This is a genomic window from Nitrospira sp. CMX1, from assembly GCF_054902215.1.
Genome location: NZ_JBUBKD010000074.1, coordinates 137,981 through 164,454 on the forward strand (window position 1 = coordinate 137,981; position 26,474 = coordinate 164,454).

At 55.2% G+C, this 26,474-nt stretch carries 19 protein-coding genes; 10 read left to right on the forward strand and 9 right to left on the reverse strand.

All coding sequences use genetic code 11. The features are described from left to right. Positions 1-8 precede the first annotated feature (8 nt). Both ACYX34_RS18910 and shc read right to left on the reverse strand, forming a co-directional pair. Positions 9-806 carry a 5'-methylthioadenosine/S-adenosylhomocysteine nucleosidase family protein gene (locus ACYX34_RS18910; RefSeq protein ID WP_462078126.1) on the reverse strand — a complete coding sequence of 266 codons (798 nt, stop codon included), beginning with the start codon at positions 804-806 and terminating at the stop codon, positions 9-11. Next, positions 803-2,986: a squalene--hopene cyclase gene (gene shc / locus ACYX34_RS18915; protein ID WP_462078127.1), complete on the reverse strand. Its 2,184-nt coding sequence runs from the start codon at positions 2,984-2,986 to the stop codon at positions 803-805. The genes ACYX34_RS18910 and shc overlap by 4 nt, the downstream gene beginning before the upstream one ends. A 1,012-nt stretch (positions 2,987-3,998) precedes the next feature. On the opposite strand from shc, the gene ACYX34_RS18920 reads away from it, so the two are divergent. After that, positions 3,999-4,700, forward strand: a complete 702-nt coding sequence (locus tag ACYX34_RS18920; RefSeq protein ID WP_462078128.1) for a septal ring lytic transglycosylase RlpA family protein — start codon at positions 3,999-4,001, stop codon at positions 4,698-4,700. Between the two features lie 106 nt (positions 4,701-4,806). On the opposite strand, the gene smc is transcribed toward ACYX34_RS18920, so the two are convergent. Both smc and ispH read right to left on the reverse strand, forming a co-directional pair. Further along, positions 4,807-8,487, reverse strand: coding sequence for a chromosome segregation protein SMC (gene smc / locus ACYX34_RS18925; protein WP_462078129.1), 3,681 nt, complete (start codon positions 8,485-8,487; stop codon positions 4,807-4,809). Between the two features lie 265 nt (positions 8,488-8,752). Continuing rightward, the gene (ispH, locus tag ACYX34_RS18930) at positions 8,753-9,715 is read right to left on the reverse strand and encodes a 4-hydroxy-3-methylbut-2-enyl diphosphate reductase (RefSeq protein ID WP_462078130.1); all 963 of its coding nucleotides are present in this window, start codon (positions 9,713-9,715) and stop codon (positions 8,753-8,755) included. A 408-nt stretch (positions 9,716-10,123) separates the two neighbouring features. Between ispH and ACYX34_RS18935 the strand changes: the two genes are divergently transcribed. From ACYX34_RS18935 to ACYX34_RS18950, 4 genes are all read left to right on the forward strand, one after another. Beyond that, positions 10,124-11,119, forward strand: a complete 996-nt coding sequence (locus ACYX34_RS18935) for a hypothetical protein (protein WP_462078131.1) — start codon at positions 10,124-10,126, stop codon at positions 11,117-11,119. Then, positions 11,116-12,690, forward strand: a complete 1,575-nt coding sequence (locus ACYX34_RS18940; RefSeq protein WP_462078132.1) for a B12-binding domain-containing radical SAM protein — start codon at positions 11,116-11,118, stop codon at positions 12,688-12,690. Before ACYX34_RS18935 ends, ACYX34_RS18940 begins: the two co-directional genes overlap by 4 nt. A gap of 732 nt (positions 12,691-13,422) precedes the next feature. Beyond that, entirely contained in the window at positions 13,423-13,806 is a 384-nt protein-coding gene (locus ACYX34_RS18945) for a hypothetical protein (protein WP_462078133.1), read from the forward strand. Between the two features lie 75 nt (positions 13,807-13,881). Next, complete coding sequence (locus ACYX34_RS18950) at positions 13,882-14,907, forward strand: methyltransferase (protein ID WP_462078134.1); 1,026 nt, start codon at positions 13,882-13,884, stop codon at positions 14,905-14,907. Between the two features lie 203 nt (positions 14,908-15,110). Here the strand turns inward: ACYX34_RS18950 and ACYX34_RS18955 are convergent, their stop codons facing one another. The 4 genes from ACYX34_RS18955 to ACYX34_RS18970 form a co-directional block, all read right to left on the reverse strand. Next, positions 15,111-16,526: an SGNH/GDSL hydrolase family protein gene (locus ACYX34_RS18955; RefSeq protein WP_462078135.1), complete on the reverse strand. Its 1,416-nt coding sequence runs from the start codon at positions 16,524-16,526 to the stop codon at positions 15,111-15,113. A 247-nt stretch (positions 16,527-16,773) separates the two neighbouring features. Next, the gene (locus ACYX34_RS18960) at positions 16,774-17,178 is read right to left on the reverse strand and encodes an SxtJ family membrane protein (RefSeq protein WP_462078136.1); all 405 of its coding nucleotides are present in this window, start codon (positions 17,176-17,178) and stop codon (positions 16,774-16,776) included. Between the two features lie 12 nt (positions 17,179-17,190). Next, positions 17,191-19,035, reverse strand: coding sequence for a carbamoyltransferase family protein (locus ACYX34_RS18965; RefSeq protein WP_462078137.1), 1,845 nt, complete (start codon positions 19,033-19,035; stop codon positions 17,191-17,193). A 296-nt stretch (positions 19,036-19,331) separates the two neighbouring features. Further along, complete coding sequence (locus ACYX34_RS18970; RefSeq protein ID WP_462078138.1) at positions 19,332-19,484, reverse strand: DUF5989 family protein; 153 nt, start codon at positions 19,482-19,484, stop codon at positions 19,332-19,334. A gap of 864 nt (positions 19,485-20,348) precedes the next feature. Between ACYX34_RS18970 and ACYX34_RS18975 the strand changes: the two genes are divergently transcribed. The 5 genes from ACYX34_RS18975 (at position 20,349) to pnpS (ending at position 25,972) form a co-directional block, all read left to right on the forward strand. Further along, positions 20,349-21,755, forward strand: coding sequence for a c-type cytochrome (locus ACYX34_RS18975; RefSeq protein WP_462078139.1), 1,407 nt, complete (start codon positions 20,349-20,351; stop codon positions 21,753-21,755). 175 nt (positions 21,756-21,930) lie between these two features. Further along, entirely contained in the window at positions 21,931-22,425 is a 495-nt protein-coding gene (locus tag ACYX34_RS18980) for a hypothetical protein (protein ID WP_462078140.1), read from the forward strand. Positions 22,426-22,637: 212 nt separating this feature from the next. Continuing rightward, a complete protein-coding gene (locus tag ACYX34_RS18985) occupies positions 22,638-23,105 on the forward strand; it encodes a hypothetical protein (RefSeq protein WP_462078141.1) in 468 nt (155 codons plus the stop codon). A 243-nt stretch (positions 23,106-23,348) separates the two neighbouring features. Next, positions 23,349-24,107: a response regulator transcription factor gene (locus ACYX34_RS18990; protein WP_462078142.1), complete on the forward strand. Its 759-nt coding sequence runs from the start codon at positions 23,349-23,351 to the stop codon at positions 24,105-24,107. Positions 24,108-24,112: 5 nt separating this feature from the next. Further along, positions 24,113-25,972, forward strand: coding sequence for a two-component system histidine kinase PnpS (pnpS, locus tag ACYX34_RS18995; RefSeq protein ID WP_462078143.1), 1,860 nt, complete (start codon positions 24,113-24,115; stop codon positions 25,970-25,972). Here the strand turns inward: pnpS and ACYX34_RS19000 are convergent. Further along, a partial coding sequence (locus ACYX34_RS19000) for an anion permease (protein ID WP_462078144.1) occupies positions 25,945-26,474 on the reverse strand: 530 nt, incomplete at its 5' end. The two genes, pnpS and ACYX34_RS19000, sit on opposite strands and share 28 nt — an antisense overlap.

The window sequence follows — 26,474 nt, forward strand, 5'->3', positions numbered from 1 at the left end:
TCTTGTCTTTACTGAGCCATCGCTGCCGCATAGTGCCGGAAAAACACCGTCAAAGCTTCTGCGGCGATCATACTTTGACGACGAAGCCGAACCAGCCCCAAGAGGCACGATGGGGCAGCCAGAATACTCCCGATCCCTTTAAGCCACCCAGTGGGCCTGAGAAAGAGATTGAAGTCAAGCGGAAGATCTTCATCGAGGAGATCCGAGGCCGTTCGAATAATGATAAACGGCGTGCGGGCTCGATTCGCTTCGATCGCCAAGGCTGCGCTCTCCATATCGAGGCCGATCGCTTCCGTCTTTTCTGCAACCGCGCGTTTTTCCATCGCACTGCCGATCACTTGCGCAGTTGAGACAAACCGCCCCATATGTGCGGCCGGTACTATTGCGTGGATACATGTGGCCATACGATCTCGCTCTTCGCCTGATACGCCGATAGATTGCAACGACTCCGCACCTGCCCAACCTCTAGACACAACCTCGTGACCGACTAAGAGCACGCCGATGTCGGCGGCGACCAGTGCGCAGGCAAACCCTGTTGAGATCAGAAGGGAGAAGGATTGGACTTGGAGCAGCCGCCCAGCACATTGCCGTGCCTTTTCCGGACCGACACCCGTCTGAACCAGCCAATACTCCCGCTCTCCGCCCGTACACACGAGTACACGAATTCCCCCGATCGTTCGCTCCACCACCGGACAGAACGCCGCTCGTATCGCCCTCATTTCCCAAGACGTCGCAGCAAAGATGGCAATGCGTGTGCTCGGCTGTCCGTTCAAAGAAAGCGCAGGAAGAAGACCGGCGGAGGTCAATGCTCGGCCCGAGGGAGGTCAGCACCTTTGAGGTGATGGCGCAGTTCATCGGCCCGTGTTTTCCCACGAGCACGCACGTTGCGATACATGGCCAACGCCCACAAGGGGAAGTACTGGCAATACCAATGATAGCGAAGATAAAAAACACGAGGGAATCCCGTGCCGGTGTGGGCAATCTCCTGCCAAGATCCATCCTTCGTTTGTTGCCGAAGGAGGTACTGCACACCGCGCGCCACACTGAAGGAATCGATTGCTCCAGCCGACATCAGGCCCATGAGCGCCCATGCGGTTTGGGATGGCGTACTCTCGCCTCTTCCGTGGTAATCACCATCATCGCAATAGGAAAGACAGGACTCACCCCACCCGCCGTCGGAATTCTGTTTCGATTCCAGCCAAGACACAGCCCGACGAATATAGGGGGCCGAAAGATCCTCGCCGATGGCACGTAGGCCGGCCAACACGGACCATGTCCCGTAGATGTAGTTGACACCCCACCGCCCATACCAACTACCGTTCTCCTCCTGTTCTTTCTTCAAGAAGGCCAGCGCCGGTCCCGCAGCCGGATGGGTTTGGTCATACCCTAATGCACCGAGCATTTCCAAGCAGCGCCCGGCCAGATCAGCCGTACTGGGATCCAACAGCGCCTTGTGGTCGGCAAACGGAATATAGTTGAAGACGACTCGGTTATTGTCTTTATCATACGCGCCCCACCCGCCGTCCGAACCTTGCATAGCCAAGACCCACTGCATACCACGGCGCATGGACTCGTCCAGTTCACCATCTCGACCGGGGATCTTCAATTTAGAGAGCGCCATGATCACAACGGCGGAATCGTCGACATCCGGATAGAGCTCATTCTCAAACTGAAAATACCATCCACCAGGTTGAGCGTTCGGCGAGGAAATGATCCAATCCCCTATCGTTTTAGTTTGGCGGGACATCAGGTAGAGACCTGCCTTTTGGAGCGCTGGGTGATCATGCGGCACCCCGGCCTCAATCAACGCATTCGTCAGCAACGCCGTATCCCAGACAGGTGAAAAACAAGGTTGCAAATGCAGGGTAGGCACAGACTCACCGTTCACCATCACTGAATCATAGACTTCCAGCTCCTCGATCTCACGCAGGGCCTTGACGACAAGCGGATCATCGGCTTTGTAGCCCAAACATTTGAGCGCCATGATGGAATTGGCCATCGCCGGATAAATCGCACCGAGCCCCCCGGATCCTTTGAGGTGATCCACCATCCAGGAAGCAGCCTTATGCAGTGCCTTCTCTCGTAATGCCCTCATCGGCATTCGGTCGTACAACTTCAACATAAAGTCTAACGCGACAAAGAAGTTGTGCGGGGTAAACCAGGCTTGATCCTTGTTGAAGGGAGGATACTTCCAGTACCGCACCTCTTCACGCGGGATGGGATACAACTCATCGATCCCCTGTTCATGTGAGATCCGACAGACTGGCCGGTGGGCAAAGACAATCAGTAATGGAATCAAGACCGCCCGTGACCAATAGGAAATCGCATAGATACTGAAATAGAATTTCTTGGGAAGCAGCATGATCTCCACAGGCATGTGGGGAACCCCTTCCCAATCATACTGATCGAACAACGCCAGCGTGATTTTCGTGAACACATTGGCCTGGAGGACCCCACCCATGGCCAAGATGCGTTCCTTAGCCCGAACCATGAACAGTTCATCCGCAGATACACCACTCAGTTTCAAGGCAAAATAGGCCTTCACCGAGGCGCTGATCTCAGAGGGCCCTCCATAATAAATGGGCCACCCTCCATCGGGAAGCTGCATCGATTTGAGATATCGAACCGCCATCAGCTCTCGTTCGAGATCCACTCGGCCGAGGAACCGGCGAAGCATCACATATTCAGATGTGAGGGTGGTATCGGCTTCTAGCTCGGCAACCCAGTACCCCTCAGCATGTTGGCGGGTAAAAAACCAGGACTGGCTCCGCTTGATCGCATCATCAACCGAATCCGGCTGCCCCATAGCATGACTAATGGGACGACGCACTGTCGACGCATCTAATGCGGCAAGCACGACCGGTCTCTCCGATACCAGGCGAAGCGGTGCAACAGGGGTGAACTCGGTTGCAGGATCAAGCCTCTCCTGCATCCCGGAGAGCAAGCTGTCAGAGAGGCGGTTAAAAATCGTCTTAATGAGGTTCATGAATGGTTAGGACTCAACACAATAAAGCACGGCAGGAAAGAAACCATCATCTACAACAGGTCTCCCTGTATGTGATTGCAAAAACCTACACAAGCACTGGAGCGTTATAACAGACACCCAAAATCGAGTCAAGCACGGGGAGGCAGAAGTGTCTGATGTCTCTATCAGATTCAGGCGCCCCCGGTCATTGAGAATAGTAGTATCACGGAGATCAGGAACAGATGCTTGAAGGACCTAGTATGAGACAAGACGCGATGCGGTTTTTGGTATGGCGATGAAGCTCACACGCGTCCTCTCGTGTTCTTGATGAAATCGGTTGGAGACAGCACGCACCGTCATCTCTATGCGATACGCCTATGATTGAGGCACGACAACGATCCCAAGAAGGACGTCACTGGAGGAACGCGCCGTCAACCCGACGCGGAGCCGGCGGATCACCATATCAAGACAAGACCCAGGAAAACAAAGCCCCACATGACGACTGCTAACCGCAGTCCATTGAGAATCCCCATGGCAGGCGCCAATGGATGATCCCCCAGCTCCTCATCTGCTTGGCAAACAGACGTTCCTTCAATTTTTCCACTCGGGCGACAAAGCGTCTCCCAAATCACCCGAGTGCGAGCAAGCTCGTCGACCGATTGCTGATATGGGTGCCTGACTGGTCCTTGAACAGGTGTCATGAGTACCCCCCCCCTGCTATCAGTAGCATCTCCCTATTGCTACACCCACAGAATACTCGAGCCTATCCTCCTCTCATATAAAAACCACCTTTCCGACTTGAGACTTATTGAACCACCCCCGTTTTCTCACAGGACTGATCCCCCACATCTTTCACTCGCGGCATGGTCGACGTAGGAGTCACAGGCTGATCATCCTTTGCTGTAAAGTACTGTGCTCTTGATTGGCCTTCGCCTTGCCACCCACATAGAACTGGTCCATCATTACAGTTGTCGTGAGATTCCATCGATACCTCGGTCGAATTCCTCATGAAAGTGGGCGGGTGTACTGCCTCATGATCCCGCTCTGGTTGCTGACCATCTCCATGATCGCCCTCACCTCTTGCTCGGTACTCAAGACAACCGGCTCAACGATCAAGACCGGCTATCGCATCGTCAAGGGTACGATCAAAGGAACCCTCTGGGTCGTACGAGGAACGTATCAATTCACGAAAGAAACGACGAAACTCGTCTATCAGATCGGCAAGTTTACCTTCGAAGTCGTCCGTGCTCCATTGGACTACCCCTTGGTCAGGGAAGATCTCCAAACCATCGACGGCCTCCCGGTCACAGAAGCGATTCGATTAGGACGTGTGAAAACAGCTCCCTATACCGTCAAGGGTTCCCGCTATACTCCAATGACCGTGGCCAGTGCACAGACCTACGAAGAAACGGGATTGGCCTCGTGGTATGGGGAAGAAACGAAGCGGCAACCAGGAGGCTCTATGACGGCCAACGGCGAGCTGTTCAACCCCAGAGCGCTGACGGCAGCCCATAAGTATTTGCCGCTCCCGACTCACGTGCAGGTCACGAACATCGAGAACGGACGATCGATCATCGTCCGAGTAAATGACCGTGGCCCCTTTCCCAGTCAGCACAACCCCGACTCCGGCAAGCGCATCATTGACGTGAGCCGGGGAGCGGCCGAACAACTCGGCTTCGTCGAGCAGGGCATTGCCCGAGTCCATGTGGAAACAATTCAATTGGAAGAAGAATGACCGCTGATCGTATAGACACAGGTTCAGAGCAACCCATCGGTCTCTGCAGAGTCAGATCCTGAGGAGAGTAGCATCGAAACATGGCCGCTCGTCCGTGATCAAACCATTAAGCCGGTTGCAACTCTCCAAGTCTTACGGACACAAGCTTCGACACACCGGGTTCTTCCATCGTCACGCCGAAGAGCGAATCAGCGATGCTCATCGTGCGTTTATTGTGCGTAATGACGAGAAATTGGGCATTTTGTGCCAAGTCTTTCAAGACCGCCGTAAACCGCCCGATATTTTCTTCATCCAGCGGCGCGTCGATTTCGTCCAACAGACAGAATGGAGTCGGCCTGATGAGGAAACTTGCAAACAAGAGCGCCATCGCCGTCAAGGTTTTTTCACCACCCGACAGCATCGTAATGCTTTTGAGCCGCTTACCTGGAGGTTGAGCAACAATCTCAATGCCGGGCTCTTGATTGCCGGACGGTTCTCCGTTTTCCAACGGCGGTTCCTCGATCAACTGCAGTTCAGCCCGTCCTCCCGGGAAAAATTGTCCGAACACCTCGGTGAATTTCTGCTGCAATTCATCATAGGTGGCGGCAAACATTTCCTTTGTGGTCCGATTAATACGTTGGATGATTTCCTTCAAAGAGGCAATCGAGTTTGAGAGGTCTTGCTCCTGCGCCGAGAGGAAGGTGTGACGTTCCTCCAATTCCTGATGCTCGCTGATTGCGGCCAGATTGATGGGCCCCATGCGATCCAGCCGATCACGAAGTTTCTGCAACTGTTCTTTCAGCTCGACATCCGAACGCTCGTCCGCCGCCTGTCGCGGGGCGACATCTGTTTCGCCCATCGAGCCGTCTGATTGCGGTGGAGTATCGATGAGTGTCAGTGGATCAATTTGATAGGTGCCGGCCAACGTACCCTCCACCGTCCCCAAATGCATCCGCACCTCGGCACGGCGAACCTCCACAGTCATGCGGGCATCTCGGACGACCGACATCCCCCGCCGTATCTCCTCTAATCCGGCTTCAAGTGTTTGACTCGTGGCCATGTGCTGCGCTTGTCGTTCCTGGGCCGCAACCAATTCGCCCTTCACCTGCCCGGCAGTCACTCCGCGGTCCCGGCAAAGCGTCTCCTGCAAAACCTGTTGTTCTCGACTCCGTTCAATCAAGCCCTTCAAACTGTCTAGGTGTTCGCCCAGGATGCGGCGCCGCTCTTCGGACTCCTGGATCTGCTGCGTCACGCGGGCACGATTCAGCTGTTCATGTTCCCGCTTTGCACGTAATCCCTCCACGGTCAGCTTGGCCTGAGTAACCTGTTCCTGATGCTGGTTCATGGTCTGGTCAAGCAACCCTAGACGTTCTCGCACTCTTGCTACCAACGCATCTTGTCCATTTTTCTCGGCGATCCATTGCCCCAGTTGGGCTTGAACTGAGTGTGATTCGTCCTCCACCCTCCCTCGCTCACTCAGGCCCTCCTGAATCTCTGCGTCCACCGCCTGCAAACGCTGATCGAGATCGGCCAACACATGCTGGAGCTTTTCCTCGTCTTTGCGCAAGGACAGATTCTGCATCTCCGCATCGCGCAGAGCATCTCCGAGCTGGCGGTCACGCTGCGTGAGCATCTGAATCTGTGCAAAAACCATGTCCCGCTGTTGCTTACTCTGATCAAGTTCCGCCACGAAGGACTGTCGTTTGGTTTCGAGGTCGATCACCTCTCGACGACGCTCAAGCAGACCTGGCGTACTTTGCACCTGACCACCCGTCACGATTCCGGAGGCATCCACGACTTCTCCATCCAGAGTGACGAGAATCGGTCCGTGAGGAGCGCCCCATTCCTGTCGTTCCCACAGCTGCAACGCCTGGTCCAAGGACCGAACGATCACCACACGATCAAACAGGGCATCGCGAGCCGCCGATCGAGCTGCATCAGTTTGAATCAAATCGACCGCTCGCCCGACCACACCGGGCTCTGCAGCGATTGCCGGCCACCATGAGGGCGTCGAAGCCCCGTCCCACCGTGGACGCTGCGGGATAAAACTGCCTCTCCCGAGCGCCTCCTGTTGGAGGAACTGAATCAGCCGTTTGCCGACCGACGGCTCATCCACGAACCATCCGCGAACACGCTCCCCCAGCACCGCCTCGACCGCACGTTCCATTCCGGAAGGAATGACCAACCACTCGGCCACCGCATCCCGCACGCCTTCACACGACTTGAGGGCAGGCCCTTGTTGTTCGCCCTGTCGACCGTAGCCCATTTCTTCACGTACCACACTTTGGAGCGCCTCAAGACGTGAATCGACTCCCGCCAGCTCCTCCGACCGCCGCAAAATCACCTGATCCAACGATTGCAAACTCCCCGCAGCTTGAGCAGCCTCTTCCTGTACCGCCCGCAACTCCGTGCGCAGTTCCGACACCCGCCGATCGACATCGCCATACTCTTTCCGCAATGAGTCATGCCGATCGATCGCCATGGTACGCTGACCACCGAGATCCTCTCGTTCCGCAGTCAGCCGTGCGCCGCGCCCCACGAGGTCTTCCATCCGTCTTGCCAATTGCGAGATCGTCTGTTCAGTGTTTGCGACAAGAACAGCCAGCTGCAACACATCCTTACGGCCTCGCTCCTCTTCTGAGACGGCCGCTGCCCGCTGACTGATCAAGCGCATGAGCTCCTGGTCCAACTCCTCAAGCGTCTGAACTCGAAGCGCCATCTCCTCTTCCACCGATCGTAGGGAGGTCTCAATCGTCTGCAGCGTCTCGGAGACCTGTCCCTGTGAACGAACGAGTTCCTCGAGTTCAGCCGACTCCTGCACCTGTTGTTGTTCAAACAATTGCCCTCGACTCCGCTCGACTTCCGCCGCGGTCAACGCCTGAGCTTGTTGCTGCTCAACGCCCGCCAATTCTTCACGAATCTTAGCCATGGTGTCGGACATGCCAATCGCATCGAGCCGTGCCTGTTCAAGATCCGTCGTGAGTCGCGCCTGTTCAGCCGCCTTCTCCGATTCTTGCCGGTCAAGGCTCAGCACGTCGCTCTCGACCTCCTGCAACGTTTGCCGCAAGACCAGAAACTCTTTGGTCAGCAATGCTACTTCAATCTCGCGCACCTCTCCCTGCAAAGCCTGATAGGTCCGCGCTTGTCGCGCCTGTCGCTCGAGAGAGTTCAATTGTTTTTTAACCTCGGCCACGATATCTCGGACACGGAGAAGATTTTGCTGGGTGGCATCCAGCTTACGCAGCGCCTCGGCCTTTTGCTTTTTGTAACGGACGATACCCGCCGTCTCCTCGATCAACTCACGCCTGTCTTGAGGCGAAGCATTCAAGATCTGGTCGATCTGTCCCTGGGCGATCACCGTATGCCCTTTGCTTCCCGCGCGCGTATCAAGCAGCAAGCTGCGAATGTCCTTGAGTCGGCATTGGATTTTGTTAAGGAGATATTCACTTTCGCCGTTACGGTACAACCGGCGAGTAATCATCATCTCCTGCATGTCGGTCAGTTCGTTGGGAAGACCGGAGCTTCCGTCCAGCTTCATCATCGTGGGGTCAAGCCCGCCGATCACCAGAGAAACCTCAGCCATCCCCAGAGGCTTTCGCAATTCAGTTCCGTTGAAAATGACGTCTTCCATCTTTTCGCTTCGGAGCGTCTTGGTACTCTGCTCACCCAGTACCCAGAGGATGGCATCCACGACGTTGCTTTTCCCGCTTCCATTCGGACCGACGATTGCAGTCACTCCCTCGGGAAATTCAATTTTGGCCTCAGCAAACGACTTGAAACCCGTCATATTCATGGTCTTTAAATGCATCAGCTCACCTTAAAGGTTACACGCGCCACCCGTACGCGACGAGCATGCGCCTGGGAACGAAAAACTCCGGGACCTTGTACCACAGAGGTCTTAGGAAATCAAAATCAAAACACAGCAGCTAGGGGATGAAAGCCATACCACTACAATTTATAGGCATGGTTAGGAATAGAATCTAAATGGAGGATGTCGCTCACTCACTGCCCACAACAACGGGCCCCGTCTACAGCTGAGAGAATGGGCAGTGAGCGCATGTTCGATTGTGACACTATCTGGGCACGCCGGCCATCGACTTCTTCGAAGACTCGATTTGAACCAGTTCCTTCGGTAAAAGAAATTCGACATCTTCCTCGATGACGGTCAATTCTTCGACTTCGAACGGCTCCGACGCCCTCAAGAACGCGACGACTTCCGTGACCAGAATTTCCGGCGCCGACGCACCGGCGGCAATGCCGACGGCCTTGGCTCCTTCGAGCCAGACCGGATCAATATCGGCAGCCGAATCGATGAGGTAGGATGGAATGCCACACTGCTCTCCTAATTCCCGCAAGCGATTGGAATTGGAACTATTCGGCGACCCGATGACGAGAATAACATCCACGAGGCGTGACAACTCTTTGACTGCATTCTGCCGGTTCTGCGTGGCGTAACAGATATCTTCTTGATGGGGCCCCTTGATGTTCGGAAACCGCTGATGCAGCGCGCCCACAATGTCCCGACATTCATCAACACTCAACGTGGTTTGGGTGACGTACGAGAGGTTCACTGTGTTGTCGACTTGAAGCTTTTCCACGTCTTCCACCGAGGACACCAAGTGAAACTTGTCGGGAACCTGCCCCAACGTCCCGATCACTTCCGGGTGACCGGCATGACCAATGAGGATCAATTCATAGCCCTGGGTATAGTCGCGGTTCACTTCATTATGAACCTTGATCACGAGCGGGCAGGTAGCGTCAATGACATGGAGACGTCGCTGATTTGCTTCTTCCCAGACCGATTTCGCGACACCATGCGCACTGAAAATCACGACCGACCCTTCAGGAACTTCGTTCAACTCTTCCACGAAGACTGCGCCCTTTCGCCGAAGGGTATTCACGACATGGCGGCTGTGCACGATCTCATGCCGAACATAGATCGGCGCGCCGTATTTTTTGAGCGACAGATCCACGATATCGATCGCCCGATCGACTCCGGCGCAAAACCCACGGGGATTAGCGAGATATATCTTCATGGTCGTCGTAGCTCCTTCGTTCAGGCTCTACAAGACAGCCTTGTACCCTGACAGTATGGATCGCTCACGATACGTCAGATCCATGGGGTCCGTCAACCGAATTGCGGTCACCCCGTCCACAATGCTTTGTCCATAGATTTGGAATCATGGTGTAAGCCAAACGAGTATGCCCGTGTTTACGTTCTCTCGATACTCAGCACACCAAACTCTTCGGCGACTATCCAGATACGGGGAGTATTCCCATATCAAACGCATACTGCCTAAACACTCTCGCTGAGTTCATATGTTCGAGCCGTTCAGACTCCCCTACGTGGAGATGCATTTCGGTTTTCTTAATTAATGAACGGTGAGATAGTAATACCCGTCCTATCGTCAGGAGACCAATTCACGAAAGGGAGGGACGTTGCTATGGGGCACTTTACGACGAAGGGGAAATTATTTCCCGAGGCGACTGATCTCAGTTCGTTCGGATCACTTGATGTCACAGTCACCGCTGCCGGCACCACAGTTGAACAAACCGCACCCCCGTCCTTGCCGGACGCTGATGGGATATCCCGGTCATTCCTTTACTGGGATACCGGCCGTCGTATTACCGGCAAGCGTAAAGTTCGCTGGACTTTTAATCATCCTACCAACTGGTCCGAGTGGCCTGCCGCTGCCTACTACGGCACTCCTACGGATGGTCCTCCAGGACCACCCCGCGTGATAACAGCTACCCATTGGGTCGGGACTGGACCGATTAATCCAACTCCGATCGATGGGCCAGGCAGCACATTTGTCAATGCACCAGGCGGCACACCGGTCGCATGGCCAGGCGGTGGCGATGATCATGTTGTTCTCACACAGTGGGGAGCGGCAACGATCCATGCCAAAGACCATGTCCAACGCAATCTCGGCGATCCACTGTTAAGCTTTTCCTCATGGCAACAGCTCATCTATGGTGGAGATGGCATCGGCTATTTTGAAGAAAACGACGACGACATCACCTCAGGCAGCGGAGTGACCGGTATCGCTAATTCGACGTCGCCGTTTTTCATGGTCCCCCAGAATAACAGCAGTTTTCTCATGGCGGGCTATGTCCTGCCGGCGAAACCTGACGTCGACATTTTCAAAAAACTGATTGAGCTCATTCGAGCCTTTGATCCAAGCAAGTTCATCGATAAAGGCGACCCGTCCCCTGAAGATATCATTCGGTTAAAACTGATCAGTGAATCGCTTGACGTCGTACGAGGGGGAGCTGTCACGGAATTCGACACGTTTGAAAGCCTGCTTGGTGCGGCCAAGAAGATGAAACCTGCCGACCTCAAGCGCACGATTGCGGGGACGAAGGCAACCTTGCTCCGAGGCCAAGCGGCGCTGCGAACGTTAGAATCCATGATGAAGAACGCGAAACCCAGAAAATGAATGTGTTGAGTCGGCGCGTTCTCCTGGTTGGGTACGAGGACCAGGATAACCTTGGAATTCGGTATCTTTCCAGTCGGTTGCTGCAACAGGGGCACCATACCCGGATCGTTGCCTTCGGCAACGATCTGGGGCCCTTGCTGCAACTCATTCAAACCGAGCAACCTGATATTGTAGGGTTTTCGCTGATCTTCCAATATATGGTCCCGCAATTTGCACGGGTGATCCGTGCACTACGGAGCGCCGGCGTACACGCACACTTCACCATCGGCGGACATTATGCCTCCTTCGAGCCAGAGGAATTGTTCCGACACATTCCCGAGCTCGACTCCGTCGTTCGCTTCGAGGGCGAAGATACGTTGATCGAGATTGTTGAAAAACTCGATCATCCACCACTCTGGAAACAAATTCCCGGCATTGCCTGGCTGGATCAGGGCAAGACCGTGCTCAACCCACCTCGCCAAGGTCGTACCCATATCGATGATTTCCCCGAGCCTGATCGCCGTGACATCGACTATCGACGGCAAGATCTTCCCACGGCATCGGTGCTGGCATCACGCGGCTGCCCATGGAAATGTTCGTTCTGCTCCATCATTACCTTCTATGAGGCGAATGGAACGACCGGACGTCGTCGCCGCAATCCAGTCAAAGTTGTGGATGAAGTGGAGTATTTAGTACGAGAACGTGGCGTGAAGCTCATCCTCTTCCAGGACGATGACTTTCTTGCAGGTGGGACGGAGGCTAAAGCATGGGCAAAAGCGGTGGCCGGCGAAATCGTTCGCCGCAGACTAGAAGAAGAAATGCGCTGGAAAATCGCCTGCCGATCAGACGAAATCCGCACCGATCTGCTGGCCCCCCTCGTCGCCGCAGGGTTATGTCATGTCTACATGGGTGTTGAAGGGGGCGATGATGCAAGTCTTGCCGCTCTTAACAAACATTTGAAACCGACAGTCCATCTTCATGCAGGAAAGATTCTCCGCGAGCTGGATGTTAGTTTCGATTTTGGATTCATGTTACTGGAACCCTGGTCCACTCTACAGACCGCGCGCAACAATATGGGATTCCTCCGCATGTTTACCGAAGACGGCTGGGCAGTGGCGGGGTTTTGCCGAACCTTGCCGTATGTGGGAACACCGATCGAACGACGGTTACGTGAAGAAGGACGTCTCAACGGATCGTCGCTTGAGGCTGAGTATCGCTTCATGGATCCACGTGTCGACTTGCTGTGGGACTTCTGTTTGATGGCCTTCGAAGGACGGAATTTCGGCACACATGCGACATGGAATGTGCTGCGAGGGCTATTGTTCGACACCCATCTCGATATGCCCGGTCGACGTCGGGACCCGGATCGCGATGCAGCCGCACGCGCGTTGGTCCAGGCCTCTAACGGAGTCCTGCTGGATGTATTAGAAAGTGCGATCGATCTGATCGAATCCGAAGAAGCCCAGACACTGGAACACCTCGAACTAGTCAATTTAGCAAGATTCGCCCGAACAGAGGATCAGGGCATTCGACGACAACTCATGGCCATGGAGCGAGCCAACAAATCTGCTTACGAGCTGCTGTTCCGCTAGATTGACAAGCACATTGCTCAGTTTCGAACCCGCCCTACTCCTCCTGAAGCTTGAACCCAGTAGATTCTTATGAGACTGGTTGAACCTCGTGGAAGGTTTCAATTGGAAATCGTGAATGCTGTCCCGAATTCACAGCAGATGGAGAGTCCCTGTCGCATCACAAGTCGGGTCGAAGTCCCGCACCGCGAAGCGACGCATGCACATCGGGTCAGAGCCAATAGGGGCGAATACCTTTACGCATAGGACCTGTATGCGAGCCGGTGCCCTCCGCAACATCCTGCCATTTCATGGCACTCATCTCACAAATGCTGACGGTAAGACGGTTACAGTGGAGAATGTTTTGAGGATTGACCGTAACCAAGGAGCTCGCAAATCTTTCGCCAAGACCACAAGTTCACAATCATAAGCCGAATATACCGCTTGGACCGCGAGGCTCAGCACGTAGTGGGAGACGACGCTGTACTCATGGCCTACCCAGCGAATATTTCAGTCGACGAAACGTGAGGTGCTTCGCGTCTCCCTGATCCAACAGGATGACGGTTTCACAGCCGACGTTGGGATTCTTGATACCAACACAAACAAATCGGCAAAATCGGATTGAGAAACTCGGCCCTCTTCACTTGACTCTCCCTCCCCTCCCTCGTACGCTCACCCCTGAGTGAGACGTCTTCTCATTGTGCACTCCCAAATTTTCCCTCTTCGGTTCTTCAATCGTAATAGGAGATGACCCGCATGGCACAAAGACCTTTTCAAACTGGAGCAGCCGTCAATCTGAGTGCCGGAGACAGCGTGAAGGATGTCGTCGTGTGTACGGTTCCTGCCCGAAAACGATTCGACGTGAAATTTCTCGGCATCAATGGCTTTGGGCATCCGAACCAGCCTCTCTTCTACGCCGTGCAAGTGACGACGAAATCAGTCCTCGGCGTCTATCCGATTGCCCTCACTGGCATTGCGGAAATAGCCGAGCCTGAATTTCCCATAAGGTATTTTGGGAGCCAGGAAATCATGCTCTATGCAGACCCGAAGTCCGACCTGATTGTATCCGTCGCGCGCAAAGACACGACAGGAAACGTACGGGTGTTCATCAATCTCTGCGGCATGCTCGTTGATGTTTAATCGTAAAACATCAGTGCATCACTGAGCAGAATTCTCCCCGGTGGTGTATCACCGCAATCGAGAGATCACATTCGTATGAGCCATTCTCCAAGTCCCTCGTCCATCTTGCAGACGGCTTTCAGCTTCTGGAACTCGAAGGTTTTACTCACAGCCGTTGAGGTTGGTCTATTCACGAAGCTGGGCAATCGTTGTCTAACCGGAACAGAATTATGTCAGGCATTACAGTTTCATCCACGTGCCGATCCCGACTTCTTTGATGCGCTGGTGGCCATGAAGTTTCTTGACCGTGACGGTGACGGGTCACATGCCACATATGTCAATACACCCGAAGGCGCAATGTTCCTCGATGCAACGAGTCCACGCTACATCGGGGGCATTCTCGTCATGCTCAACGCGCGGCTGTTCCGATTTTGGAACGACCTGCCTGACGCATTACGAACAGGGCGACCACAGAACGAGATCAACCACGGCCAGAAAGGGATGTTTGAAAAACTCTATTCAGACCCATCCAGGCTGGAACAATTTATGGGCGCAATGACCGGGATTTCCCGCATCAACTTCGAGGCCTTCGCCGAGAAGTTTGACTTCTCGAAATTCAGAACCCTTTGCGATGTCGGTGGTGCCACCGGTCTGCTCAGCGTTGAAGCGGCAAAGCGCCACTCACATCTACAATGCGTCAGCTTCGACCTGCCCGTGGTGGAACCGATCGCGAAGAAACACATTGCCGCGGCTGGGTTAGAACATCGCGTAACCACGGCATCCGGCGACTTCTTCAAGGACCAGCTGCCGAAGGCCGACCTCATTACGATGGGCATGATCCTGCACGACTGGAATCTGGAGAAAAAGATGCACTTGATCCGATCAGCCTACGGAGCCCTGCCGCCCGGTGGAGCGCTGGTCGTCATTGAAGCGTTGATCGACGATGCCCGCCGGGAAAACGTGCAAGGGCTGCTGATGTCTCTTAATATGCTCATCGAATTCGGCGACGCGTTCGATTACACCGGCGCGGACTTCCGCGGATGGTGTCGCGAGGTCAGCTTCACCCGATTCGAGGTCATCCATCTGGCCGGACCGACCAGTGCGGCCATCGCCTATAAATAACCGCCCGTTGCTCAGCTCACGCCGCCTCCCTCGCTGCACGTGCAACCAAAAGGAGCCAAGGTTCGAACAACGCTTTTCTGAAGAGATGGCTAAAGATTTGAAGCAACTGCCCTAACGACCCATGACAAGCACACGAGAGTCATCTCATGGATTAAGATCACAGGAGTGTTTCCCTCGTCGGCCATGGAACGAGCAATTCCTCATTAATGGGGCGACAGAGCCAGTGCTTCACGCACCGCATTCCTCAAACATCGTGCCACCTGCGCATTACTCTGCGGTGAATAATGCCACCCCCCCTGAATGAACCGCTCCGCAGGGGGCACAGATTGCACACAGGATGTCGGATCGGCGTAGGAGGTCCCGGCCTTCTGAAGCACTTGTCGTCCCATTGGAAGCGGGCTCAGCGGTCCCTCAAGCTCCGCATTGTTCTCTGGGAAATACACCACCAGAGGGATACTCCCTTCCGACTGCGCCGACTTTATGAAGGCCTGTAAAATCGCAGCGTTCACTGACAACAACGCCTCATCAGAGATATCCAGGCTGACAGTTTCCCAATGAGGCAATAGGGTCAGAAGAACTCGAGCGAGATAGGAACGATGCATCCAGCTCACCTGCCAATCCCCTGGCCGGTAACCCCGATCATACTGTAAGGCAGGAAGCTCATCGATCGACTTCTTGGAATAGAGCGCTTCGGGAGTCAGCGGAGGCACATTCAGTCGTGTGAGGGTTCCTTCTCGGAGGATGAAACGCGGTTTGGCAAAGGGGAATTCACTCCAACCTTCCCGACTGGTCATGGCCGAGTGATAGAGCCGCATGGACCGTTCCACATCATCCGAGATGAAGCCGAAGATGACGAGCTTCGGGTGCCAGGGACGAACATCTTTTTCGTAGCGCAGATACGCCTGATCAACGGCATAGCCGCTCACGCCGAAGTTCAACACCTCAAACTCAGGCCCCAAGGCCTTCTCCAAGAGATAGCCCCAACTCTCTTCATACGGCACGTTATCCCCAAACGTAAACGAATCCCCCACCAGCGCAATCCGCGTCTTCGCCGAAGCTTTGGCAAACGAAACGCCTTCCCTCGACGCGCGGATCCCCTCCGCGCTGGAATAGTACAGCCCGTTTGCGCTCTTTCGGTTGGGACCCAAGGTCCATCCCATGACGTCATCATACGTGAGGTAGGACAGGCGTCGTCCCCCGCCACTCGTGAGGAGCTGCCGATAGAACGCTGCCACCTGCTCCCAGTTCCTCGGAAGCAGCACCCGCCACCGCCATTCCTCACCGTCTCGCACGATGGTGGTGCCCAGCCGAACGGTGACCTCACCCGTCAGGAGTACGACCAGGACCATGATGAGATTCATGGTCACGGTAAGACGGAAGTGGGAAGATCCCACTCGACGGCTGGTGACATACTGACGAATGATCACGGCCGTGGTAAGGCCCCCTATCCCCAACGCCAGCAGAAAGACCCACCCGGCTTGACTGGTGATGAACAACGCCCATGAACGATCCCCGTTCATGGATATCGCCACGGCCATCACGGCTATCGACAATTCCCACAGGAAAAGGCAGGTGAGCAGCAGCCCTGTCTGTTCGCGCGGATGGTTGTTGGGCGTCATGAGCCTCCGAGATGATGACCTGACACATCGGGTTGGGTCAGGGGAACCCCACTACGCAAATGTAGCCCGCTTCGTAGAAACAGAACCCGAAGTCCCAGGATACACTCTGAGTTCTGCATACCCGAGATAGCCTGAGCGTCGTCTCGATGAACGATTCTATCGACATCCAGCTCAAGCCCCTGTGTTGGGGCACAGCTCGCCGCTGCACAAGCCCAGAACAACGTTCGGGGACCTGTTCAACAACTCATTAAAATTGGTTGCGCATATGCTGCCGAGGCCGTGGAGATCGCACGACCCGATATGTACTGACATCTCGATCAAGTGTGCGATGCATTGAGTCTTTGCCCAACCACCGCATCACCATCCCCATTGGGACAATCAACAGATAATAAATGAGCCCGAGTATGATCTTCGTATTGATGGCTCCGAGCACATGGCCGACCCTCATCCACCCCGCATGAATCTGTTTCAAACTGCGCGGGGCGATCCCGCCGAGCATCATCAGCGCCCCACCGACCACCAGAGCCCACAATCTTGGCGATTCACCTCGAAACACAATCGGCCAGAGTCCGATCACCGAAAACACCCCGCCCACGAGCAGGCCAAAGTTCCGCAAGTCTTTTACCGTAGGCTGTTGCCCGGTTCCGTCCATTTCGCCGTCTCCCTAATCGAGCTCAAATTCTTTTTGCCAATTCGTATCCGTCTCCAGCGGCCTCTGCTGTGTCTTGTAGAGCACGCAATTCTCTAAGACCAGCACATCCATCTCCGTTCGCATGAAGCAGCGATAGGCATCCTCAGGGGCGCAGACAATGGGTTCTCCGCGAACATTGAAGGAGGTGTTGACGAGAACGGGATAGCCGGTGTGCGCCTCAAACGCCTTCAGAAGGCGATAGTATCGGGGATTGGTCTCTTCATGTACCGTTTGGATCCGAGCAGAATAGTCCAGATGCGTAATCGCCGGCACATCGGATCGAGGAACATTCAAGAGATCAATCCCCCACAAATCTGAGCGACCTGGAGGCAAGGGGAGCCGTCGCTTGGGCTGCACCGGCGCCACCAGCAGCATGTAGGGACTGTCCGTATTCATTTCAAAAAAATCCGAGACACGTTCTCGCAAGACCGAGGGTGCGAACGGCCGAAAGGATTCTCGATACTTGATCTTGAGGTTCATCACTGATTGCATTTTCGTGTTTCTGGCGTCTCCAAGGATGCTTCGGCCGCCGAGTGCACGAGGGCCAAACTCCATGCGCCCCTGTAACCAACCGACCACCTTGCCGTCAGCGAGATCTGTCGCAAGTCGGCGATAGAGCTGGTCGTCGCCGAGTAATTCATACGGCGCCTCGACCTGTTTGAGGAATGATTCAATTTCGTCATTGGTATGCTTGGGGCCTAAATAACTCCCCTGCATCCGGTCAATCCCGGTGGCACGGCGAGGTTGGTTCTCGTAGCCATGCCAGGCGCTCAGTGCGGCACCCACCGCGCCTCCCGCATCTCCCGCTGCGGGCTGGATCCAGATCCCTTTGAATGGACCTTCTCGTAAGATTCGCCCATTGCCGACACAGTTGAGCGCCACACCACCCGCCATGCAGAGATGCTCGACTCCGGTTTCCTGGTGCAGAGTTCGCGTGACACGTAACATCACTTCCTCGGTCACCTCCTGGACTGAGCGGGCCAGATCCATCTCCCGCTGGGTCAATTGACTCTCAGGTTTCCGTGGTGGCCCGCCGAACACCTCATCAAACTTGTTCCCCGTCATGGTCAACCCGGTACAGTAGTTAAAATACTCCATATTCAACCGAAACGTGCCGTCCGGTTTGAGATCGAGGAGATGGTCATAAATCGCCTTGACATACTTGGGTTCCCCATAGGGGGCCAACCCCATCACCTTGTACTCTCCTGAATTGACCTTGAAGCCAGTGTAGTAGGTAAACGCGGAGTAGAGCAGCCCCAGTGAATGGGGAAACGGAATTTCCCACAGGGGGGTCAGGGCGTTTCCGTCACCCAGCCACGCCGACGTGGTGGCCCATTCCCCTACACCATCCATGCACAGAACAACCGCCTTCTCGTAGGGCGACGGATAGAATGCCGAGGCGGCATGCGATTCGTGGTGTTCTCCGAATAACAACGGCGGAAGCGTGGCCTGTGTCAGATCCGGCGCCAGGGCCAGAAACTCTTTCCCGAGGAGATTCCGCAGAAAGAGCTTCTCCTTCAGCCACACCGGCATGGCTGCCACAAATGATTGAAGGCCGATCGGCGCAAAGGCCAAGTAGGTTTCGAGCAGCCGTTCGAATTTCACCAACGGTTTGTCATAGAAGACGATATATCGGAGATCTTTCAGATGAATTCCCCCCTCCCGTAAACAGTACGCCACGGCATGGGAGGGAAAATGTGGATCGTGTTTCTTTCGCGTAAACCGCTCCTCCTGGGCAGCGGCCACGATGTCGCCGTCACGGATCAGACAGGCCGCGCTGTCATGATAGAAAGCCGAAATACCAAGAATGTAGGTCACAAACGACTCCTAGGCTTTTCTTGAACGCGGCTTGAGACTGACCGTTCTCGGGAGAGAATGATGCTGCCGGTCTCCCATTCAAATCCCTCGCCCGCACTATTCACGACGGCTTGTGCCCATCCGCCGACTCAGAGTCATGAGAGACGAGCCTGCCTGGCCAAACCAGGCTAGCCCGTGCCACCGTCTACAATCACATTGCAGCAGCGAAATCGTTGGCCTACAATTTGAGTGTGGCTCGGCTTGTGCTGCAACATCATATTGGCGGTTGCAGTCGAGACGTTCATGAATCATACGGGCTAGAACAGGGTGTAAATGAAGGGCGCCACAGCAGACCCTTGCGTGAATACGATCAATGACCCAAACAAGAGCAGCACAGCCAGGATCGGTAACAGCCAAAATGCTTTTCGTTCCTTCATAAAGGCCCAGAGCTCTACCAGAAATCCACTCATACCTATCTCCTGTCAGTAAACCGTGGAAAAACCGTGGAACAATTCTTGGAAACCCATCGGGATCGCCGTGAAGGGACTCTCAGGCGTTGTCTACCCCACCGACATTTGAAACTGCAAGCCCGCACGGCCACAGATGAGGAAACGGCACCTACTCATTACCGCACAGATCATCGCTGCGCGAGGTAAAGCAACACTCCAGCACCTGGTCAACAGCTGGCCACTTGTGGATCCCACACGAACATCTCTTCCTAATCCGCCGCATACAATACTAAGGAGACCTTCATATTTTCAACCACAACCTGTTCTCCCTTCACCCATGTCACCTTGATACCATGAACGGCCTGGATGCCTTGGTAATTCCTTGAACCACGGCATTCTTACTACTCGTCGGCGATTCATTGCTGATCTCGATCAGCTTGCGGCGGAACCTCCTTCTTTCACATGAGTCTGTACCGTCTACTTGACATGACCTAATTACTCTCCTGCCCCAATACCCAGCAAAGCCTACGCCAGAGCCGATCTGATCTCCATTTTACGTGCTTCCATGAGACCGCTCAGAGTGGGCAGTGATATCGCCGGGGAAGGTCGCCAGGGTTGGGGAACAATGCGACAGGCCACCAGTGCCGGCTGTAGCAAAAAGAGACACCGGACACATAAATAAGCCGGCTGATGGCCAATCTGATTGGCGAATCCTTTTTTGCTGGACAGTCTCACAAGGGGTAGCAAATGAGTTAGAGACTTCACGGAAGTGGACTGATGCTTGCTTGGGAAACTGTGTTGAATAGTCAGGACGTGGTCGACATGCCGACATCGTTACAGTCCGGGGTCCGGCGATTGAATTCACCACCGAGAAAGGGACCGAGTATGAATCTGCGAAAGAGAGTCGTCATCGGAGCCATGGTCTTCGCGTTGGTTGGGGTGCTGGCCCCACCGCCTCTTCTCCTTGCGAGCGATCAAACCCGCGCAAAGGAGCTGATCCAGCAGACCTGTGTGCAGTGCCATCGATTGGAAGGCACCGCGGAATCGCGGTTCAAACTTCACGCTCCGGACTTGATATGGGCCGGCAGCAAATATCAACGGGCGTGGCTCATTCGTTGGCTGACCGGGAAGGAGGCTCCGCTCTATGCCAAGGGCTATCTCTGGGACCTGACGAACGTTCCGACTAAGCACCCGATCGTCACGGAGGCGGAGGCACATGCCCTTGCCGATTACTTTGCCGAGCATAATCGAGACCCACGCGTCACGGTCGGAGCGTTTGACCCGTCGAAGATCACGAAGTTCGACGTGAAGTTCGGGGCAGCGGCCTATAAAGCCCATGCCTGTCTGGGCTGCCACACGATCGAGGAAAACGGCAAACTTATCGGGGGACCACAGAGTGCGGCTCTGCAGAATGCCGGCCAGCGATACAACCTGGACTGGCTGTATCGCTTCGGCCAGAACCCACAGGACTTCATCATCCATACCGGTGAATTTCTGGCCGACGCGACCGACGCACAATTGCGGGCGGTGATCGGATTTCTCGCCGTGCAAGGCGTCAAAGACTTCACGTACTACGAACCTTGGACCAGTCAAGAATTCGCGAACGCGAACGTGGACCGTGGAAAGACCTTATATAAAGAATACTGTGCCCAATGCCATGGCTTCACCGGCAAGGGTGATGGTCCGGCTGCGTCAGGACTTGAGCCGAAACCGGCGATCCATGCCAACATGCCGTTCGACAAACTTCCGCTGGAATACCTTTATAACGTGATCAACCATGGCGGAGTCGCCGTCGGCAAATCACCCAACATGCCCTACTGGGGGCTCACGATCGGCCAACAGGGCGTGGCGGATGTCATCGCCTATTTACAAGTAACGTTTAAGGGAATCCCGGAGGTCGCTGCTTCGACGGGAAGTGGACCGAGTGGCGCCTGTGTACAGCCGCGTAAGACAGCCAAGGCGCCTGACGACTACCTGACCAAAACGAATCCGGTTCCTGCCTCTGCAGGGACAGTTCGAGCAGGCAAGGAATTGTTTTTGAGAACGGCACAGCCCATCGCCTGTGTGATGTGCCATGGAGAACAGGGTGACGGGAAGGGGTTGATGGGTGCTGCGCTCGTGCCGCCGCCACGAAACTTTACCTGTGGTGCGATGATGCGGGAGATTTCGGATGGCCAGTTGTTCTGGATCATCAAGAATGGCTCTCCAGGGACCGGCATGACGGCCTTTGGAGGGTTGCCGGATGAGCAGGTCTGGCAATTGATCCATTACATTCGATCGTTAGCGAAATAAGGAGGACGCCTCGTCCACCTGAGCAATCCGAGCACCACGAGCGCGTCGTCGGGTGAGGAGGCGGGATGCAGGGGAAGGAGGTGGCCAGGCCAATACAGACCTGACGGCCTGCATGTTGTGATGAAGAACAAGTAGGAGAAAACGCATTTTCTGTCATTCAGAAAAGGAGGCAAGAATGAGTGTTCGACGACTGAGAGCAACGCTGTTCAGCATTCCCGCTGCCATCGTGACAGTCCTGGCATGGAATGCCAATGCTGATATCGTGTACGCACAGACTAAGGGAATGGAGGCCCCACCTTCAAAGGTAGAAATCACTATTAAGGACCGACAACATGGCTACGAGACAGCTGGGTTCACGATGCCATCACAGGAGACCATCGTCGTCGTCCGAAACCAGGATTCTGTCACTCATGGGCTTGCGTCAACATTGTTCAAGAACATGGCCGTGAAGGTAGAAGGCGGGACAGAGGTACGAGGGAAACAATTCAGATCGTTTCATGTCGACGCTGGAAAAACGATGACCCTTCGGTTCTCCACGGCCCCCTCAAACTTTGACCCGCAAACCGGCGGGGCCGAAAGTGTCCGGCACTCCCTGTGGTGTGACATCCATCCTGAGGTGAAAGGCGAGCTCTTCATCATTGAAACCCGTGGCGACATCGGAGGGGGCTGAGCAGCGGCCTTGGTGTAGTCGGAAGCGTGCTCTTCATCTGTGAGACAAACTCCTCAGTTCCCTCTCGAGAGGGAAGAGAAGGGAAAGACTCCGGTCCCGGTTAGCATCAGACCATCATTGAAGCCCAGCTGGGACTGGTGGTCTCCTTTCTTAAATGAGCGATGGAAGAGTACGCGGTTCACTGTGGATGGTGCGCGCATAGGAAACACCCGATGAGAGGATTCAAGAGACTCACTGCTCGTGTCGTGGGTGTAGGGCTTGGATGTGTGATCGGTAGCGGAGTGGTTGCTCTGGTGTCGACCGGATGGGCAACGGAGCTCGCGTTTGTGGCTCGCGATGTCGAAGATCAGCAAGCAGTGTGGCTTCCCGGAGAAATTGTCCTTCACCGAAGTACGGATTTCGCGGAACCGTTGATTTTTCGATTTACCAATCCAACCATACGCACTCACGTGTTTGAAGCCCCGGGACTGTTTGAGTCTGTCGAGGAGGAAGGGATTCAGATCACCAGACCGCTTCGAGTGACCATTGCACCGGAAGAGAGCGAGCAAATCGTCGTGGATAGGAGTCGAATCACGAGTGACGCACGTGCCGGCAACCGAGAGACGATCACTTATCGATTCTACTGCCCCCTGCATCGGGCCGATGATGATACGGGGGGAACCATCGTAGTTGAACCGTAGCCAACCTGGCACATCGGTGTAACGCACTCAGTGAACTGATGGTGGGTATTTAGAGCATGCACCGCCCAGGCCTGCACGAATGGGTTGCACATTCACCCTCATGTCGCGCTCCCTTACAGAGCCTGATGATAATCTTGCGTACTCTTCCGGAAGCTCAATCCCATTTACTCCTCGAGGCTCAACATACCAGATACCAGCCCTCCGAGATGATCTCTCCTTCTAACAAATCAGTTTCCCACCTCCATGATCGAGCCTCCTCACTTGACACGTCCTCCCCTCCCCCGTACGCTGAACGACATCATGGGAGCCGCCATCGGCAAAAAAATCTTGGTCGTTGAAGACGAGCAGGATATTGCGCAACTTGTCCAACATTATCTCCAGAAGGAAGGCTTTCGCTCGGTCACGGCCATGAGCGGGGTCGATGCCTTGAAGAAGGTCAAAGAAGAGAAGCCGGACCTGATCATCCTGGATCTGATGTTGCCTGAAATGGATGGCCTCGAAGTCTGTAAGCAGGTGCGTTCCTCTCCCGACACCGCCCTGCTGCCGATCATCATGTTGACCGCCAAAGCTGAAGAGTCGGACACCATTGTCGGACTCGAGTTGGGCGCCGATGATTACGTTACCAAACCCTTCAGTCCCAAAGCACTAGTCGCTCGCGTGAAGGCTCTTCTGCGTCGGATCGACCGTACCCCATCGAGCGGGACGGAGCTCTACCGATATGACGGGCTGACGATGAATCCTGCTCGGCATGAGGTCAGCCTTAATCAGCAAGAGATCCCCTTGACGGCGAAAGAATTCGGTTTACTCGAACATCTTCTGCGGCATCGAGGTCGTGTGCTCACACGGGAGGTGCTCCTGAACGCCGTCTGGGGGTACGACTACTATGGCACAACCAGAACGGTGGACGTGCATGTCCGTCGATTAAAACAGAAGCTGCCGCTCCTGGAAGACGCCATCGTGTCTGTGAAGTCGCTTGGGTATAAACTGAAAGATTCCGACTGATCCGCATGTCGTGGTCGATTCGATGGAAAGTCGCGATAGGCACGCTTGTGGCCGTGGCTTGCGGTCTACTGATCGCCGGCTGGATGACGATTCGATCTCTTGAACAGCGGCACCTCACACAGTTCAGCGAGACCCTGGAGTCGAAAGCAAAACTCGTCGAATACGCGTTTCAAGAGCTGGATCACTCGCTCACGCCCTCCGTCACTCCTTCTCGCCTACAAGATATTGCGCGTGATCTCGACACCCGATCCTCTGCACGTATCACGTTGATCGCTTCGGACGGCACTGTCCTAGCGGACAGTGCCGTCCGTGATATCGATATCCCAACTCTGGACAATCACATCTCACGTCCCGAAGTGACGCAAGCGTTGGCAACCGGCCATGGACAAGACGTGCGCCCCAGCCACACAACCGGCGAACGGACGATGTATCACGCAAGACTGCTGAGGGGGCTTCATGCCGGAGCGCCGTGGGTGGTGCGCGTGGCGCTTCCGCTTGCCCAAGTGGACCGAGCAAGCGATGAATTCAAGCACCAGCTGTTTCTTGCCATCGGAGTGGCCTTTCTCCTGGCCGTCACGCTGAGTATCGGGCTGGCTCACAGCATCACAAAACCCCTCTCCGAGATCGCGGCTGCGGCTCAGGCCTTGAGCGCGGGCAACTCGACGCTGCGCATCAAGACAACCGCGCAGGATGAGGTCGGGCTACTCGCCTCGACCTTGAATCAGATGGCCGACCAACTCCACACCAAAATTGAAGAGCTCTCCGAAGACCGCGCACAGCTCCTGGCCGTGCTGACCTCGATGGTTGAAGGCGTCATGGTGCTGGACGCTCGCGGCCACATTCTCCAGATCAATCCCGCACTCGAACGGATGTTCGGCATCTCTCGGGTGGAAGCTCGCGGACGCCCTTGCGCTGACCTGTTTCGTCATCAGCGGCTCAACAACTTAGTGGCGATGATTCTTCAGGCCCGGACCCCTCATGAGGATGAAATCGTGCTCCCGCTCAGCGGACGTCATCTCCAGATCGAGGCCTCGCCCGCAGGAGGCGAGCGGGACAACGAAGCCTGTATCGTCCTGGTATTCCATGACGTGACGGATTTGCGACGGCTGGAGAAGATTCGGAAAGACTTTGTGGCGAACGTCTCACACGAGCTGAGAACTCCGTTGACCTCTATCAAGGGCTATGTGGAAGCGCTGCTGGACGGCGGTAAAGACGATCCCGCCATCGCCGGACGGTTCTTGGACATCATTCTGAAACAGAGCGACCGACTCAATCTCATCATTGAGGATCTTCTCGAACTCTCCAAGATTGAGTCGGGCCAGATCTCGCTCAAGGAAGACCCACTCGACATGCGAGCCCTCGTCGACCGGACCCTATCCACGATCAAGCCGATCGCCGACCGAAAAAGCCATCGACTCGTGACTGCACTCGACCCTTCGCTGCCCCTGATTGCAGGAGATGACGACCGGCTGGTGCAAGTCCTCACGAATCTGCTCGATAACGCCATCAAATACACCCCGGAAGGCGGGACCATCACGGTCGGTGCCGTATCATCGCCTTCAGCCGACACAACCGCGCCACGACCCAACGCGATCGATCTCATTGTCTCCGACACGGGAATCGGCATCCCCGAACGGGATCGCCCTCGTATCTTTGAGCGGTTCTACCGTGTGGACAAAGCTCGCTCGCGAGACCTGGGTGGAACAGGACTGGGACTCGCCATCGTGAAGCACCTTGTCGAGGGACATGGAGGCCAGGTGTGGGTAGAAGCCAATCACCCTCAAGGCAGTCGTTTCGTCGTTCGACTCCCGATCAAGGGCGGTAAGAGATTCCCCGCTCAGTGGAACCAAGACAGTACCGTATAAGCACCGGCTCCCAGCAACGCGGCACCAGGTAGAGTAAAGATCCAGGCGGAGAGAATCTTGCTCGTGACTCCCCACCGAACCGCAGAAAGCCGTTTGGTCGAACCGACCCCTAAGATGGACGAGGTGATCGTATGAGTCGTACTCACCGGAAGACCGAAGTGAGCCGCAAAGAGCAACACGGTCGCCGCTCCCGTCTCAGCCGCAAATCCGTGCACCGGTTCGAGTTTGACCATTTTCATTCCCAAGGTATGGATAATGCGCCACCCGCCGACGGTCGTGCCAAGCCCCATCGCCACGGCACAGGCCACGATCACCCAGGTCGGCACTTCGGTCGAGGTCAGCTGGCCGGAGGCCACGAGAGCCAGCGTGATGACACCCATCACTTTTTGGGCGTCATTCGCTCCATGACTGAACGCCATGAAACTCGCCGAGAGAAGCTGAAGCCGGCTGAACAGTTTTGTCGCCAGACCTCGATGAACCCGGAAAAACGACCAGCTCACGA